12 protein-coding genes are annotated in these 16,188 nt (G+C 68.0%); 7 read left to right on the top strand and 5 right to left on the bottom strand.

Annotation, left to right across the window (positions count from 1 at the left end):
* Positions 1–822: 822 nt before the first annotated feature.
* Complete coding sequence (locus tag ACQPY4_RS24270; RefSeq protein WP_433324329.1) at positions 823–1,722, bottom strand: TIGR03620 family F420-dependent LLM class oxidoreductase; 900 nt, start codon at positions 1,720–1,722, stop codon at positions 823–825.
* Between the two features lie 91 nt (positions 1,723–1,813).
* Here ACQPY4_RS24270 and ACQPY4_RS24265 point away from each other — a divergent pair, with 91 nt between their 5' ends.
* From ACQPY4_RS24265 to ACQPY4_RS24250, 4 genes are all read left to right on the top strand, one after another.
* The gene (locus ACQPY4_RS24265; RefSeq protein ID WP_433324327.1) at positions 1,814–2,518 is read left to right on the top strand and encodes a TetR family transcriptional regulator; all 705 of its coding nucleotides are present in this window, start codon (positions 1,814–1,816) and stop codon (positions 2,516–2,518) included.
* 42 nt (positions 2,519–2,560) lie between these two features.
* A complete protein-coding gene (locus ACQPY4_RS24260) occupies positions 2,561–3,007 on the top strand; it encodes a DUF4291 domain-containing protein (protein WP_433324325.1) in 447 nt (148 codons plus the stop codon).
* A gap of 819 nt (positions 3,008–3,826) precedes the next feature.
* Positions 3,827–4,555, top strand: coding sequence for a hypothetical protein (locus ACQPY4_RS24255; RefSeq protein WP_433324323.1), 729 nt, complete (start codon positions 3,827–3,829; stop codon positions 4,553–4,555).
* 187 nt (positions 4,556–4,742) lie between these two features.
* The gene (locus ACQPY4_RS24250; RefSeq protein ID WP_433324320.1) at positions 4,743–5,330 is read left to right on the top strand and encodes a YciI family protein; all 588 of its coding nucleotides are present in this window, start codon (positions 4,743–4,745) and stop codon (positions 5,328–5,330) included.
* Positions 5,331–5,864: 534 nt separating this feature from the next.
* Here the strand turns inward: ACQPY4_RS24250 and ACQPY4_RS24245 are convergent.
* From ACQPY4_RS24245 to ACQPY4_RS24235, 3 genes are all read right to left on the bottom strand, one after another.
* Positions 5,865–6,743 carry a hypothetical protein gene (locus ACQPY4_RS24245; RefSeq protein WP_433324318.1) on the bottom strand — a complete coding sequence of 293 codons (879 nt, stop codon included), beginning with the start codon at positions 6,741–6,743 and terminating at the stop codon, positions 5,865–5,867.
* 63 nt (positions 6,744–6,806) lie between these two features.
* Positions 6,807–8,060: a cytochrome P450 gene (locus ACQPY4_RS24240; RefSeq protein ID WP_433324316.1), complete on the bottom strand. Its 1,254-nt coding sequence runs from the start codon at positions 8,058–8,060 to the stop codon at positions 6,807–6,809.
* Between the two features lie 102 nt (positions 8,061–8,162).
* Positions 8,163–9,446, bottom strand: coding sequence for a citrate synthase (locus ACQPY4_RS24235; RefSeq protein WP_433324314.1), 1,284 nt, complete (start codon positions 9,444–9,446; stop codon positions 8,163–8,165).
* Positions 9,447–9,580: 134 nt separating this feature from the next.
* On the opposite strand from ACQPY4_RS24235, the gene ACQPY4_RS24230 reads away from it, so the two are divergent.
* Both ACQPY4_RS24230 and ACQPY4_RS24225 read left to right on the top strand, forming a co-directional pair.
* The gene (locus ACQPY4_RS24230) at positions 9,581–10,237 is read left to right on the top strand and encodes a hypothetical protein (protein ID WP_433324312.1); all 657 of its coding nucleotides are present in this window, start codon (positions 9,581–9,583) and stop codon (positions 10,235–10,237) included.
* 105 nt (positions 10,238–10,342) lie between these two features.
* Positions 10,343–11,122 (top strand): hypothetical protein, encoded by a 780-nt coding sequence (locus ACQPY4_RS24225; protein ID WP_433324310.1) that lies wholly within the window; start codon positions 10,343–10,345, stop codon positions 11,120–11,122.
* Between the two features lie 1,056 nt (positions 11,123–12,178).
* On the opposite strand, the gene ACQPY4_RS24220 is transcribed toward ACQPY4_RS24225, so the two are convergent.
* Positions 12,179–13,378, bottom strand: coding sequence for a hypothetical protein (locus ACQPY4_RS24220; protein ID WP_433324308.1), 1,200 nt, complete (start codon positions 13,376–13,378; stop codon positions 12,179–12,181).
* Between the two features lie 145 nt (positions 13,379–13,523).
* Here ACQPY4_RS24220 and pepN point away from each other — a divergent pair, with 145 nt between their 5' ends.
* The gene (gene pepN / locus ACQPY4_RS24215) at positions 13,524–15,989 is read left to right on the top strand and encodes an aminopeptidase N (protein ID WP_433324306.1); all 2,466 of its coding nucleotides are present in this window, start codon (positions 13,524–13,526) and stop codon (positions 15,987–15,989) included.
* The last annotated feature ends 199 nt before the right edge of the window (positions 15,990–16,188 follow it).

Below are 16,188 nucleotides of genomic sequence, written 5' to 3'. Positions count from 1 at the left end.
GGCCACCCTGGCCCGGTGCCCCCTGGCCCGGTCACCCCGGACCCAGCCACCCCCAGCTCCGCGCCCGAGCCCGCGTCCGCGCTCCGAGCCCGAGCCCGCGTCCGCGCTCCGAGCCCGCGCCCGCGTCCGAGCCCGCGCCCGCGTCCGCGTCCGCGCTCCGAGCCCGCGCCCGCGTCCGCGTCCGCGTCCGCGCTCCGAGCCCGCGCCCGCGTCCGCGTCCGCGCTCCGAGCCCGCGCCCGCGTCCGCGTCCGCGCTCCGAGCCCGCGCCCGCGTCCGCGCTCCGAGCCCGCGCCCGCGTCCGCGCTCCGAGCCCGCGCCCGCGTCCGCGCTCCGAGCCCGCGCCCGCGTCCGCGCTCCGAGCCCGCGCCCGCGTCCGCGCTCCGAGCCCGCGCCCGCGTCCGCGCTCCGAGCCCGCGCCCGCGCCCGCGTCCGCGCTCCGCGTCCGCGCTCCGCGCCCCGCCCCTCCAACACTGCGTCGCCAGCCCCCTCAGCGGCAGCTCCACCCTCCAGCCTTCGACGTCCGCGTCAGGCCAAGGCGCTCCCCAGCCGCCAGCCGAGCGCCCCTCCACATCAACAACACCAACAAGATCGTCCGCTGACCACCCCTGGGCCAGCCCACAGCCTCCCGCCCGGATACTCCGTCCGGCAGGTTCAGACGCCGTCTAGCGCCCAACCGACCAGACGAAGCCTCGCCCACACCCCCAAATGCTCAACACCTCCACCGAGCCGGGCGACTTAACCGAGTACCCCGGGAACCCCTGCCACCGCCCCGGGCCCAGCAACGCCACCCACCCGCAGGACCCTTCACCACCCCAAATCCCTCAAAGCGCCAACAAAGCCGGAGCAAGCAACTCCAACTGGTCGACCGTGCTCGCCAGGTCGGGGGCGACGACGTTGACGCACACATGGTCGGCACCCGCATCCAGATGCGCACCGATCTTGGCAGTGACAGCGTCGACCCCTCCCCAGGGAAACCGAGCGTCGGTCAACTCATCGCTCCCACCATCTTCCAGATCGGCGTCCCCGTACCCCATGCCCCGCAGTGCGCGCGTGTAGGGCGACCCCGGCAGGTCGGTCAATGCAACCTGCCGGACGATGCCGCGCGCCTTCTCCGGTTCGGTCTCCAGCAACGCCACCTGCATGGAGACCAGCAACTTGTCGGGTCCAAGCACCTCGCGGGCCCGCCGAGTGTGCTCCACAGGCAGTGCCGCCGGAGTCGCCCCGTCCGCCCGCTCCCTCGCGAGTTCGAGCATCTTGGGGCCGAGTGCCGCGAGCACTCGCGGAAACGGCACCTCGGGACGAGGCGCCTGTTCGGCGGCCGCGTCCATCCGATCGAGATAGCCGGTCATCTTCGCGAGAGGGCGCTCCCATTCCTGACCACTCCGCTCGACGAACGCCGCCATGCTCACCCCCAAACCCAGCACAAGGCGCCCCGGGTAGGCGTCCGCGAGCACGGACGCCCCGCCCTGCATCGAAGCGGGATGCCGCGCCCAGATGTTGGCGATGCCCGAGGCGACTGTGATCCGTTCGGACGCCGCCAGCAACAACCCCATCTGCGCGAACGCTTCGCGTCCGCCGATGGCCTCGTTCACCCAGACCGAACCGAACCCGGCCGCCTCGACTCGGCGCACCGCTCGCCGCCATTCCTCGGCGGGCGCGATCGGAGTCATCAGCCCGATCCCGATGCGCCCAAGCCGCTTCCTGACCGCGTCGACGTTCACCACAGTCTCCTCACCCATATAATCGGAACGGCCGCCCCGCTTGCGACCATACCGGAACGCTGGCCCCGTTTGTCAACGGAAAGGACGAAGGGTGCAGGACGACGCTCTCCCGCCCCTGCGCGCCGACGCGAAGCGCAACCGCGCGAAGATCCTCCAGGCCGCCCAGGAGGCGTTCGCCCTGGAGGGCAAGCTTGTCCCGCTGGACGAGATAGCCCGCCGTGCCGGAGTCGGAGCGGGCACCGTCTACCGGCACTTCGCCACCAAGGAAGTGCTGTTCCAGCAGGTGGTGAACGAACGCCTCGAGCAGATCGTGGACGAGGCCCGAGCTCTCGCCACCGCAGCCGCCCCCGGTACCGCCTTCTACGACTTCTTCGCCCACGTCGTCGAGCAAGCGACCTTCAACCACGCCCTCTGCGAGGCGCTCGCCCTGCAATCCGACCCCCTCAACACACAGCACATCGAAGAGGCATTCAACGAGGCCCTAGATGACCTCCTCCAGCGTGCTCGAGCAGCAGGCGAAGTCCGCCGCGACATCGACATCGACGACGTCCGGGCCCTTTTGGCCGGATGCCTCACCATGGAGCGCCGCCGCGCCCTCCCTGGCCGGATGGCCGCCCTCGCCTGCGAAGCCCTCCGCCCCGTAACGAAACCACTCCACCGTAACGAAACGATTCGTAACACACCCACCACTTGCGAGACGTGCGCACGCCCCCTCGAACCGTCCCGCACGGGCCGTCCCGCCCGCTACTGCAGCGCCGGATGCCGCCAGAAGGCCCACCGCCTCCGCCACCGATAACCACTTGATCGCCCCGGCGCCACGCGGCACCGTAACGCCCAAATGAACACGCACGAGATCCGCGCCCTCTACGACCGTGACTCGATCACCGTCTACCAGGCGTACCGCCCCGAAATCGCCGAGCCCGCCATCGAGCACGGCCGCTTCGTCGCGCCCTTCTCCCGCGACCGCATGACCTGGATCAAACCGTCCTTCCTCTGGCTCATGGCCCGCAGCAACTGGGCCCGCAAACCCGGCCAGGAAATGATCCTCGCGATCCGCATCACCCGCACAGGCTGGGAAGACGCCCTGCGCAACGCTGTCCCCACCCACCCCGACCGCCGCGTCTTCCACTCCTCGGACGACTGGCGCGAACGTCTCCAGAACGCCCCCGTCCGCGTCCAGTGGGACCCCGAACGCACACTCCGCGGCCACAAACTCGAAGCCCGCAGCATCCAAGTGGGCCTCAGCCGCACATCGTCGGCCGCTACGTCGACGAGTGAGCCCTAACCATCGAAGACCGCACCCCTCTAACCCGCCAAATCCACCGGCTCCTCCAAGAGGGCCGCCCCGACAGAGCCAAAGTCCTCCTTCCCAAAGAACGCCCCTACCCCCTCCCTCACCCCATAGCCGCCCCCATAGGCGCCACCTAACCCACCCCCTCCTCCACTCACAGACGTCCACCCCTGCTTCGCTGGTCCTGCCAACGCCCATCTCATTGCGCGGTACATGGCGGGTCCGCCCCGCGTCTCAGCAACCCCTCCGACGTACGCATCAACCGACCGGCCTCGCATCACTGAGCAAGGCCTCCAGCGCCCCCAATCCGCTGGGCCTTGATCGACCTCTCCCGCCAGGCGCCACCCTGATTGCCGATCTTGCGACTCGTGGCGCCGACAGCCCGGACGGAGCGGGCAAGGCGAAGCGGGCGCCAGCGCTCGCTCTTGATTCCGGAGCTAGGCGAAACAGGAAGCTCCTACGGCCCTCGGCCCTTGCGTGATCAGCAGTGCACTGTCAATGGCGCCACACATTGGGTCGCGAAGCTCCTCCGCACGCCCGATTACCCGGCGCTCTGGAGCCCGGCCTGCGTAGCGACCGACGGCAGGACGTCGAGGTGACGGATGCCCACCAGGGCCTCCGAGCGCGCTCACACAACAATCCACCCTGAGATCACCTTCAGGCGGTCGGCAGCACGACACCGGGTGCCTTCGCCGCCCTGCCATCGGAAGCACGGACGGCTGCCAACCAAGAGCCTGAAGCACCCTCCTTGCCGAAACGCACTGGCGTGAACGTGAAGGTGGCAAGGGCTCATCCTGGCTAACGTCACTTGCCATGGACATGGACGACATCCCCGGATCGCTCAAGGACGTACTCGCCGACGTTGCGGCCGAGCGAGAAGCACAGGACCGTCTCTGGGGCATCCAAGAGTTTCCGGACGGAAGCGGCCCCGAGTTCAACCAGGCCGCGGAGCAGGCCAAGGACGAATGCCGTACCGCCTGGTCAGAGGGCCGCCTGACATGGCGACATGTCCTAACCGAAGAGTTCCACGAGGCCCTGGCCGAGTCAGACCCAGAACTCCTGCGCACCGAACTCGTCCAGACAGCCGCGGTCGCCGTTAAATGGATCCAGTCGCTCGACCGCCGCCACGGAGCCATCTCTCATCCCACGAAAGAGACAGGTGGACTCACTGAAAAGCTGGTCCGCGACCGCATCCCCGAGATCGTCCGCCAATCAGGTCGACAACCGGACACCCGAATCGCAGAGGACGTTGAGTACCGCGCTCTACTCCGCGCCAAACTCTACGAGGAGGCGGGCGAATACATAGTAAGCGGAGACCCTGCCGAACTCGCAGACGTCCTAGAGGTAGTCCAAGCTCTCGCCTCCACCCACGGCCTCTCACCCGCAGACCTGGAAGCACTGCGCTCCGCCAAGGCCACTGAAAGAGGAGGCTTCAACGACAAACTCGTCCTGCGAATCCCCAGGAGGAGCACCCCCCTCCCAAATCGCCTGACCCGATCTAGCCACCACCTGTGCCCAGCCAATACTTTCACCCAGAAGTAGCGCCCTCCACCTTCTCCCACTCCTCTCCCAACCACGCCAGCCGTCCTACCCAGGCCTAAAGCAGTTCCGGGCCCTGAGATCACAGTTCGAGGAAGCCAGTCGCAGTCGTCCGCCGTCCACAGGCGCTTCCGAACACTTTTCACCCGTCACCCACCCGAGAACGGGCTGGCCCGACACGGATAAATAGATGGAGCGGTTGCTGCGCTCCATGGTAGGTACTCTCACCATGGAGTTTTTCTGCTACCACCGTGACCGACCTGACTCCGCAGCGCTGCGCGATGAACTGGGGGAGGCGCACTGGTCGTACATGGACCAGTACGCCGACGAACTGATCGCCCGCGGTCCCACCCTCGGCCCCGACGGCGACACAGCCACCGGCAGCGTGCACATCGCCGACCTGCCAGATGTCGCTTCTGCGCGTGCCTTTGCTTTCGAAGAGCCCAACTACCAGGCTGGCGTGTACCGGGACGTGATGCTGCGCAGGTGGCGCAATGAGCTGGGACGCACCATGTGGGACTTCCCCGGCGGCAGGGAGGGCGGCAACCGATATCTGGTGCTGGGCCTCGGTTCCGGGAAGGGCGCCGACCTTGTTCCGCCGCCCAACCGGGACGATTTGATCGCATATGGGCCGCTCCTGTCCGACGACGGCTCCGCCTGGCTGGGTACAGCGGTACTGGTCCGCGCACCGGACCCGGAAACGGCCCGCGCCGTCCTGACCCAGGACCAGTACGCCGACATCGAGGTCCACGACTGGACGTTCGGCGGACGGCGCTAACCGGGAACCCAACGGTAAGCATCCAAACGGGGCCAGATTCGCGAGAACACCCCTGCCGGAGATTGCCCAAAGACCAACCCTAATCCCGCAGCTTGGCCAGGTCTCAGCCAGACAAGCCGCCTCACCCGCACGACAGAGCTGCCAAGAAATTTGAGCAGGAGGGAGACCAGGCGACCCGCGAGGGGGGAGTAACCGCGGGCCGCCTGGTGTCTGGAGGGGGTCAGGCACCGTAATTGACACGGGCAGCGGCCGTTCGGCCCGGCCTCGTTGTTACGAAGAGGCCGACGTCATCTGGCGCCCATCCGGATCGAACGTATCCTCGCCGTGCCGCCGTGCCGCCGTGCCGCCGTGCCGCCGTGCCGCCGTGCCGCCGTGCCGCCGTGCCGCCGTGCCGCCGTGCCGCCGTGCCGCCGTGCCGCCGTGCCGCCGTGCCGCCGTGCCGCCGTGCCGCCGTGCCGCCGTGCCGCCGTGCCGCCGTGCCGCCGTGCCGCCGTGCCGCCGTGCCGCCGTGCCGCCGTGCCGCCGTGCCGCCGTTTAGGGGTCGGGTTCGCAGCTGAGGAGGTCGTAGAGGACGGGTGGGAGTTCGTCCCAGAGCCACTCGTTCAAGGTGCCGGGGAACGCCTTGGGCGGGCCGATGCTGACAAGGCTGCCTCCTCGCGGGGTCAGGTGGACGGGGACGGGGCCGTCGTCCCACATGGGGTGATGGACGCCCCAGAACGCGGAAAAGTCGGCCCCCGTGATCGAGAGGTCGCGGGAGAAGGAGTGCCCTCCTGGTTGTCTGCCGGTGGGGAGTAGCCGTTGGGCCGTGACGCGTAAGACGTTGAGGGCGGCCAGATCGTGATGGCAGGCGACTTGCGTGATCTGGAGTTCGGGTAGGCCGAAGCGCGTCAGGCCGGACGTCGTGAGGTTTACGCATTCGCAGGCGTCGACCTCGTCGTCGGGGGAGGTGCAGCGGCCGCCGTTGCGGTAGGGCGGAAGCCAGACGCCGAGCCAGTCGTCGGCCAGGAGGAAACGGGTGTTCTCGGCGTCGTTCGAGAGGATCTGCCCGGTGTCGAGGTCGACTGCGGTGCCGCGCAGTTGGTCGGCGATCGCGCGGGCGGCGGCACGTGCGATCTGGATGCCCACGGGTTGATCGTTCACGGGCAGTGCGGCCGTGACGCCGATGTGGTGGACGGCCTCGCGCGCGTCGCTCACCTCAGCCGTGCCGCCGAACGTATGGGACAGATCCCAGGGGGAGTCGGCGGCCGGATATGACGTGATCGCCAGACTCGGGGTGCCGAGCCGTTCGGACGCGCCCTCCGCGAAAGCGTCCGGAAGGTCCTGGAGGGCCGAGATCGGGAGTTCTTCGGGGACGCGGTCGGTGGCGACCACGAAGCACGAGGTGGCGGTATCGGGCACAGTGAAGGTGATCATTTGGTGGGGCCTCCTCAGGCCATCGCCGGGGTGTCGTCCCAGGTTGGACTGAGGCCCGCCAGATCAAAAATAGAATCCCGTTCTGGGGATAACTTCAGAATCGCAGGGAAGAGACCTGATCCCATTGATGAAGCTGGCGCGCTGCCGAACCGGCTCTGCCGTTGCGTGGATATCGGGGAACCGCGTGAACAGTTCGCGGAGCAGCACCGTCACCTCACGCCGAGCAAGATGTGCGCCGAGGCAGAAATGCGGACCAGGTGCACCAAACCCCACGTGTGGGTTGGGGGAGCGGCTTATGTCGAAGCGATTCGGGTCGTGGAATACCTCCTCGTCCCGGTTGGCCGAGACGTAGTACAGGATTACCCTTTCGTTGGCCTCGTAGATGTGGCCGCTCAGCTCGTGGTCACGCGTCAGAGTGCGGCGCATCCACGTCACGGGAGTCGCATACCGGACGACCTCTTCCACCGCCCCGGGGAGTCGTTCCTCCAGCGCAGATAGGAGCAGATCGCGCTGGGACGGGTTCGCCGTGAACAAGGCGAGGGCGTGGGAGAGGGCGTTGCGCGTCGTCTCGTTACCGGCGACCACGAGGAGGGCGAAGAAGCGTCCGAGTTCGACGTCGGTGAGCGCCTCGCCGTCGACGTTGGCGTGCAGCAGCGCGGTGACCAGATCGTCGGTCGGCTCCGCGCGGCGCAGGCGTCCCAGCTCCGCCATCAGTTCGTGCAGGAACGAGAAGGACTCCCTGAGCATGGTGGTGCGATCGCGTCCGTCCAAGCCCACGAACTCGGGGTCTCCCACTGCCAGTATTGCGTTGGTCGCCTCGATGACACCGTCGTACTCCGAGTCGGGGATGCCCATCATGGAGCAGATGATCTGCAAGGGCATCGGCATGGCGACGTGGGTCACGAAGTCACACGGTCCCCGATCGGCGAGGTCGTCCACGATGGACGTCGCCAGCGCCCGGACATCGTCCGCGAACCGTTCGATCATTCGGGGAGTGAACGCGCGCGAGACGATGCGGCGCAGGCGGGCATGGCGCGGATCGTCCAGGCTGATCATCGATCCCGAGTACTCGCGGAGCCCGGGAGGCGGATCGACGAGGCTCACCGCGGTGGGCTGGCTGCTGAAGATCTCGGGATGCCGGCTCGCCTCGACGACCTGCTCGTGCCGGGTGAGCGCGTAGAAGCCGGTTCCGTCCGGCAAGGGGCAGTAGACGGGTTCCCGTGTTGCGCGGAGCTCGGCGAAGAGCGCGTCGCGCTCGTCCTGGGGTCTCGCCCAGAAGTCCAGGCTGGTGAGGTTCGGTTCGACAGTCGTGGTCACGCCATGACCTTCCGCCGGAGGAGCCGACCGGTGTTCAGGCTAACCCGGACGCATTGAGCCCCCACAGGCTTCCTGTGGGGGCTCGAGGGGCGGTGCCAGGGGTCAGCGGGACGAGATGTCCACGTAGTGGCGCTCTCGGGGGCCCACGTACACCTGGCGGGGACGACCGATCTTCGTGGCCGGGTCGTTCATCATTTCTCGCCACTGGGCGATCCACCCGGGGAGGCGGCCCAGGGCGAACAGGACGGTGAAGGCGTTGGTCGGGAACCCCATCGCCTTGTAGATGACACCCGTGTAGAAGTCGACGTTCGGGTACAGCTTGCGCTCGATGAAGTAGTCGTCGTTGAGCGCGACCTCTTCCAGACGCATCGCCAGGTCGAGCAGCGGGTCGGCCTTGCCCATCGTCTCCAGCACCTTGCGGGTGGCCTTCTTCACCACCGCGGCACGCGGGTCGTAGTTGCGGTAGACGCGGTGGCCGAAGCCCATGAGCTTGACGCCGGGCTCCTTGTTCTTGACCCGGTTCACGAAGCTCTTGACGTCATCGCCGTTCTCGTGGATGCGCTCCAGCATCTCCAGGACGGCCTGGTTGGCGCCGCCGTGCAGGGGGCCGAACAGCGCGTCCACACCGGCGGACACCGACGAGAACAGGTTCGCCTGGCTCGAGCCCACCAGCCGGACGGTCGACGTGGAGCAGTTCTGCTCGTGGTCGGCGTGCAGGACGAACAGCATGTCGAGCACCCGGACGACCTCGGGGTCGACCTCGAAGGGCTGCGTCGGGAGCCCGAACGTCATCCGCAGGAAGTTGTCGACGTACCCGAGAGAGTTGTCCGGGTACAGCAGCGGCTGCCCGATCGAGGTCTTGTAGGCGTAGGCCGCGATCGTGGGGAGCTTGGCGATGAGCCGGATGCTCGACTGGTTGACCTGCTGAGGGTCGAACGGGTCGAGGCTGTCCTGGTAGAACGTCGACAGGGCGCTCACAGCCGAGGACAGGACGGCCATCGGGTGCGCGCGGCGCGGGAAGGCCGAGAAGAACGCGCGGAACTTCTCGTCCAGCAGCGTGTGGTTGCGGATCTGGTCGGTGAACGTCCAGAGTTCGTCGGACGTGGGCAGCTCGCCGTAGATGAGGAGATAGGCGACCTCAAGGAACGACGAGCTCTCGGCCAGTTCCTCGATCGGGTAGCCGCGGTAGCGCAGGATTCCCGCTTCACCGTCGATGTAGGTGATGGCGGACGTGGTGGACGCGGTGTTGGTGAAGCCCGGGTCGAGAGTGACGTGACCCGTTTCCTTGAGCAGGCTGTCGACCCGCACGCCGGCGGGGCCCTCGGCCGCCCCGGTCACATCGAGAGGCAGCCGCCTACCCGAATGGTTGAGCTCGAAATCCGACATGCTTGCTCGCTCCCCAACTCCGGCCACACCTGCGTAGACATTCCGACCTTCATCGTAGCCAGGTGATCTTTGAGGTCGGTCCGGGGCCCCGAGATGGTTGACGAATGGCATCACCAGGTGTTGCGCTGAGTGCCATGCCCGCCCGAACCGCAGCAGAACTCGTCAAGCGCGCCAGGGACGAGGTCACGGCCGCCGCGACCCCGAACCTGTTCCTCGACCGTCTGGAGACGGGGGACGTCCCCCGGGGCCGACTCGTCTGGCTCGCGGGTGAGGAATACCACATCGTCGGCAGCGATCGGAGAAGCTTCGCGCTCCTCGCTTCCCGTTATCCCGAACCGCCGGCGGGCGACTTCTTTCTGGAACTCGCGCAGGGAGAGGGACAAGCGCTGGGCCTCCTGCAGGACTTCACAGCTGCACTCGGTCTAAGTGAGGAAGACCTCAAGCGATACGAACCCCGCCCGCTGGCCCAGGCATATCCGGCCTACGTGGCGCAGCGAGCGGCATTCGGGACCGCCGCCGAAGTCGCTCTGGCGATGCTGGCCAATCTGGAGGAGTGGGGCACCTATTGCGCGCGAGTGGCCGAGGCCCTTCGCAGCCAGTACGGATTTTCGGAAGAGGCAGTCGGCTTCTTCCGCTTCTTCAGCGAATCGCCACCCGGATTCGCCGATAGAGCCACCGCCGTCGTCGCCGCGGGCCTCGAGTCGGGGGACGACCCCGAATCGATCTTCCGAGCAGCGAGGATGCTGCACGCCTACGAGACCGAGTTCTGGAATTCCTTGGTCGGAAAGTAGGGGCCGAGAAAGTTATCCCCAGAATCTGATTCTAGTTTTGTTGCGGCCGCGCGAAGGCGAGGCTGTCCGTGCGAGAACGTCCGCACGACAGCAAGGAGCAGCACGATGGCCGCAGAACAGGACTACGGATTCCGCCAGCTCGGCGCCAAACTCGGCCTGGCCCGCTGGCAATTGCGCCTGGCCAAGGAACACAGCCTCCTCCCCGAACCCGACCACGAGAGCCGCTGGTCGTTCGTCCAGGCTGAGGAGTGCGCGCGCCGCGTCCCTGAAATCCTCGCCGCCTTCGGCGACGAACCCCCGATCGGTGCCGAGAAGGCCGCCGCCCGCCTGGCCACCCGAGTGGGCCTGGACGTCGACCGCCCCGACATCGAGGTACTCGTGGCCCGGGGCGTGCTGACACTCATCAGCCGCTACCAGGGCCACCCGGTCTACTTACTGCGAGACCTGGACGCGATCGACGCCGAGACCGTCATGGAGATCGTCGCCGCCCGAAAGGGCCCGCTTCTCGACACCGTCGACCCTCGAGGCGCCGCCATGATCCTCGGCTGGCCCAAAAGCGTCTTCAACCGCCTGGCCGCCGAACACCGCCTCACCACCGACCAACTGGGACGCTACGCGCTGGACGACGTCCGCCTCCTCGCCGACGACCCCGAACTGGCGAAGCGGGCCCGCGCCGAACAGGCCCGTCAGGCCGAAGCCAAGGCCCGCCGCGTTGAGGAGCGCTTCGAATCCTCCCTACGCACCTGGCTCCTGAAGTGCACGGCCTACCTCGACCGCACCACTGCGGACCCACCCGACCTGGCCCCCATGAGCCGAGCCCTACGCTCCCTAACCGCCTCCCGCTCCCTAACCCCCGTCCCTCCAGAAGTAATGGCAGACCATTGAACAAGCCCAGACCAGCTGGCCTCGGTCATCACCGTCGCCCAACCGGTCGGGACCCCTGCCGCCCACTCCGTCCGAGCGATCTGGGGCCAACCAATGCCAAAGGCCGATGGCTCCCACGCCAAGTCACGACGAGGCCGACCAGGCCACACCACGCCCACGCGCTCCAGGCCCTGCCAAGGTTGATCGCCCCTGCACAGCAGCCCCTGCACAGCAGCCCCTGCACAGCAGGCGTGGGACAGCAGGCGTGGGACAGCGCCCGGCGCAGCGCACGGACCGCAACGGCAGGGCGCAGCGTGCGGGACCGCAACGGGCAGGGCGCGACGGGTGGACCGTATCGGGCAGGGTGCCGGGGGCGGAGTATTGGAGGCTTGACCCAATGTGCCAAGGACAGCGGCACGATGCAGTGGGTCCGGTGCGGTGCAAAGGACATGGCGCGGCGGCAAGGCCGCAGCGGGCAGGTCGCGGCGGTCGCGATGCACTGAGCCCGGCCGGTGGGTTCGGTGCGGTGTGGAAGGCATGGTGTGGCGGGCGGGGCACGACGGCAGGACATGGCGGCCGAGTCGCGGCGAGGAGAGCGCACCAGGAAGGACGCACCAGGAGGACACAGTAGGAGGACACAGCAGGAAGTACGCAGTAGGACGGACGGGGGAGGAGGGAGGCACGCGGGCTCCGTGCGGTGGGCGGCCACGGTGGACTCGGCGCAATGGGCACGGCGCAGTGGGCTTGGGGCAGCGGGCAGGGCGCCACCGGTGGGGCGCAACCGGTGGGGCGCAGCGGCACGGCGTAACGGGCTGGGCGCAACGGGCGGACCGTGGGGGGGGGGCGGGGTCTGGAGGCCTGGCGCAGCGTGCGGGGCGTAGCGGGCCGAGCGCAAAGGGTGGGCGTAGCCAGCATGGCGTAGCGAGCACGGTGTAGTGGGCAGGGCGCAGGGCGTGAGGGTAGCGAGCACGGCGCAAGGCGCAGCACCCGACGGGCACGGCATAAAGGGTGGGCGCAGTTCGCACGGCGTGGTGTGCGCGCGGAACGGCGGGGATTGGGCGGCTCGTGATGACCGAGTCAGCGGCGGCCGCGGCGGGGGCGTTTGAGAGGTGGTTGGCGGTGGTTTTCGAGGGCCTTGTGGAGGCGGTCGCGGGCCTCGGTGCGGGAGACGGCGGGGAGGCGCTCGGGAAGTTGGCCGGTCAGGGAGGGGGGTGCTTCGAGGAGGCCGTCATGGTCGATCCTGGCCTGATCGCCGGGCCAGGCGCCGAGAAGGATCGCGGTGAATTCTCCCGGGTGACGGGTGGAGATGGCTTTGATGCGGTCGGCGTCCTTCTCGCAGTCGGCGATGAGGAGGAGACGACGGGCGTAGGTGCCGCCGGAGTCGCGTCGGATGGCCAGCTCTGTTTCGAGGTAGGCGAGCGCCGCGTCCAGGTTGCCTGGGAGGAAGAGTCCAGAGGCGGTCTCGTCCAGCAGGTCGTCCTCCGAGAGGCCGAAGAGGGCGGTGGCGTCAGGGCGCGGGATGACCACCAGCGCGGTGTCGCGGCACTCCTCGAGGGCCGTCAGAGCGAAGACGCGCGCGCTGTCGGCGGCTCCGGGGCCGGTGACGCCGAGAACGGAGAGGACGAACGGGTCGACCGCAGGGCGGTAGTTGTACGGCACGGAGGGTTGCTCGTCCTCGGCTCCGAAGGCGGCGGTGGGGGAGAAGAACGCAGTTCCGGCGGACGCGATGAGCCGGTGGCGCTGGGAGTACCCGAGGGCGACGACCGCAGGGAGCAGCAGACCGAAAAGGAGGAGTGGCTGGAGTGAGCCCGAACTTGACGCCTCGCCCTCAGCGTGGTCACGGACCGTGGCGGGGCTGGGGCGCAGCGGGGACGACGGAGCGTGAGGAGGAAACGATGGTGAGTCACCGGCGGGAGGAGGGACGACAGGGCGCGGTCGGGGGGCCGGCCGATCGGTGTTCTTGGGCTGCGTCCGTACCTCCGGCGACTTGGACGGCTTGGGCACACGGATCTTGGGCGGGCTGGAGGGGCGCTCGCGGTGGGCGTCTCGAGGGCGGCCGTACATCGCCAGCCACGCCTGTTCACACAGGCGTTCGGTGTACCAGTCGCCCCACTGCTCGGCCTGCTGGCAGATCGGGGGCACGCGCTCGCGCGGTTGCGGCTCGGCCGCCTCCGCCGGTGCGACCGCACCGAATGAGAGCGCGCCGACCGAGGCCGCGCAGCCCAGGAGCCCACAAGCGCAGCGGACCGCTCTGGGACCTGGCAGGAAACCGTTCATCTTCGCCCCGGGGGATCGCGATGGTCACCGTCAGGGTGCCGATCATAGTGAATTTGGCTACGGAGCGTTGAAGTTTCGTCACAGACAAGGGTCGCTTTTGGTGAGGAGGGGAACTCAGATCATCCAGATGCCGTTAGGACGGGGTGTGATCAACTCATCGGCTCTCACGCGCGACGAGGCGCGGGTCCGCGCAGACCTCCTGGACGTCCGTTCGTACTCCATCGATCTCGACTTCACCCGGGGTGAGGAGGTCTTCGGGTCAGCGACGCTCATCAGGTTCGCGGCCGAGGACGGAGCGACCACGTTTGTCGACGTCAGGCCAGAGGTCCTGCGTCGCGTCGTCCTGAACGGGCGAGAGCTCGATCCGGGCTCGCTGGCCAGCGGGCGGTTCGAGTTGTCCGGGCTCCAGGCCGAGAACGAGCTGCGCGTTGAGGCCGACATGCCGTACTCGCGAACCGGGGAGGGCGTCCACCGGTTCGTCGACCCGGCGGACCAGGAGGTCTATCTGTACGCGAACTGTGGCCCAGACCAGGCGCCACGCGTGTTCGCCTGCTTTGACCAGCCAGACCTCAAGGGCGAGATCATGATCTCGGTGACAGCACCCGAGGCATGGACCGTCCTCAGCAACGGCGCCTGCACTCACGAGGGCAAGGGGCGCTGGACGTTCGCCCCGACCATCCCGATGAGCACCTACCTGGTCACGGTCACTGCCGGTCGCCTCCACTCCCGGCGGTCGGAACACGATGGGATCCCGCTCGGCCTGTACTGCCGCAAGTCACTCGCCGCCTACCTCGACGAGGACGCCGAGGAACTGTTCGCCCTGACCCGGGGAAGCTTCGACCGCCTCCACCAGGTGTTCGACGACCGCTACGCCTTCGGCAAGTACGACCAGGTCTTCGTGCCCGAGATGAACTGGGGCGCGGTCGAGAAACCCAGCTGCGTCCTGTTCAACGAGAGGTTCCTGTTCCAGGCGGCGGTCACCGACGGTCAGCGCGAGCTCAGAGCGGTCGTCATGGCCCACGAGATGGCCCACATGTGGTTCGGCAACCTGGTGACCATGCGCTGGTGGGACGACATCTGGCTGAGCGAGTCGTTCGCCGAGTACATGGGCTACGAGGTGGCGGCTGCCTCGACCCGCTTCACCACGACCTGGAGCACCTTCGCCGCCGCCCGCAAGGCATGGGGATACGACGCCGACCAGCGCCGGTCCACGCATCCCGTCGCCGCCGACAGCGTCGAGGACGTCGAGTCGGCACTGATGAACTTCGACGGCATCTCATATGTGAAGGGCGCGTCGGCGTTGCGCCAGCTCGTGGCGTGGGCCGGCGAAGACGCCTTCCTCAAGGGCGTCAACGACTACTTCTCCAGGTACCGCCTGGGCAATGCCGCCCTCGCCGACCTCCTCGACTGCATCGAGCGCGCGGCCGGACGCGACATGCACGAATGGGCCAGACGCTGGCTGCGCACCACAGGCATCGATCTCCTCCGCCCCGAGGTCTCGGACGACGGGACACTTACGGTGATCCATGAGGGGGAGCGCCCCCACCGCATCCAGGTCGGCGGATATGACCTGGTGAACGAACGCCTCGTCCTGCGTGAACGCTTGGAACTCGATCTACCCGAGACGACGCGTGGCCACTTCAGCGGTCCGGAGCGTCCTGACCTCGTCCTGCTCAATGACGGAGACCTGAGTTACGCCAAGGTGCGACTGGACGAGCGGTCGTGGCGGTCGGTCACGGCGGCGCTCTCGACGATCGACGACCCGCTCACCCGAGCGGTTCTCTGGAACACGGCCCGCGACATGGTCCGAGACGCCGACCTCCCCGCGGACTCCTTCCTGACGCTCGTCGAGGCGCAACTCCCGTCCGAGCGAGTTGTGACCGTCGTCGAAGCCGTCCTCGCATTCGCGCGACAGCAGGTCATCGACCGCTACCTGCCCCCAGCGCTCCGCGCCGGCGCGCTCACACGACTGGCCTTCGTCTGCAGGCAGATCCTCGAAGGCACATCGGATGACGGCCTCCGCCTCGCCGCCACCCGCACGCTGATCTCGTCCGCCCAAACTTCCGACGAACTGACAGAACTCGAAGACTGGCTGCGCACCGGCACCATCCCGGACGGCCCGGCACTCGACGCCGAGCTCCGCTGGCAGGCTCTGCTCCGCCTAACCGTCTGGGGCCGCGCGGACGAACCGAATATCGAGGCGGAACTCGCCCGCGACCCCGGTCTCACGTCCGAGGAAAACGCCGCCAAGTGCCGCGCCGCCCTCCCCGACCCAGCCGCCAAGGAACGCGCCTGGAACCTGCTATTCAACGACGAGAAGGTCTCCAAGCACCTCCTCCTGGCGACAGCACAGGGCTTCTGGCAACCCTCCCGGCCTGAAACCACGGAAGCCTTCGTCGAACGCTACTTCCAAGACATCGCCGCAATGCCCGAGCGCGCGCCCGTCGTAGCCCGCCTGCTCGGCCTGGACCTCTTCCCCGCCCACGCCGTCACACCCGCCACCGAGCAATGGGCCGCAGACTGTCTAGCCCACAACACCCTGAGCGCCCCGCTACACCGAGCCCTATCCGACCAACTAGACGACCTACGCCGAGCCCTCCACCTCCAGTAGCTCCCACCCACCATCCCCACAAACCGGCCGCATTCAACCCCAAGCAGTCCAAGCAGCCCTCAGCGCAGCGGCCAACATCACACCAAACCTCAACACCACGACCGAAGCTGGGCCGCGCAATCCCGCGTCGCCTAGTCACCCGCCCCAACCCGCCTGATCCCGCCCGCCCTCTCCCTCGCCCCACGCGTCAGGTCGCGCA

Source organism: Spirillospora sp. CA-294931 (assembly GCF_050946795.1).
GTDB lineage: Bacteria > Actinomycetota > Actinomycetes > Streptosporangiales > Streptosporangiaceae > Spirillospora.
This window is presented reverse-complemented; position numbering and strand designations above follow the sequence as displayed.

Bases quoted from the DNA above. Each gene is read 5' to 3' on its own strand.
- ACQPY4_RS24260 (WP_433324325.1), top strand. From the start codon at position 2,561: ATGAACACGCACGAGATCCGCGCCCTCTACGACCGTGACTCGATCACC.
- ACQPY4_RS24255 (WP_433324323.1), top strand. From the start codon at position 3,827: ATGGACATGGACGACATCCCCGGATCGCTCAAGGACGTACTCGCCGAC.
- ACQPY4_RS24250 (WP_433324320.1), top strand. From the start codon at position 4,743: ATGGAGCGGTTGCTGCGCTCCATGGTAGGTACTCTCACCATGGAGTTT.
- ACQPY4_RS24245 (WP_433324318.1), bottom strand. From the start codon at position 6,743: ATGATCACCTTCACTGTGCCCGATACCGCCACCTCGTGCTTCGTGGTC.
- ACQPY4_RS24235 (WP_433324314.1), bottom strand. From the start codon at position 9,446: ATGTCGGATTTCGAGCTCAACCATTCGGGTAGGCGGCTGCCTCTCGAT.
- ACQPY4_RS24230 (WP_433324312.1), top strand. From the start codon at position 9,581: ATGCCCGCCCGAACCGCAGCAGAACTCGTCAAGCGCGCCAGGGACGAG.
- ACQPY4_RS24225 (WP_433324310.1), top strand. From the start codon at position 10,343: ATGGCCGCAGAACAGGACTACGGATTCCGCCAGCTCGGCGCCAAACTC.
- ACQPY4_RS24220 (WP_433324308.1), bottom strand. From the start codon at position 13,378: ATGAACGGTTTCCTGCCAGGTCCCAGAGCGGTCCGCTGCGCTTGTGGG.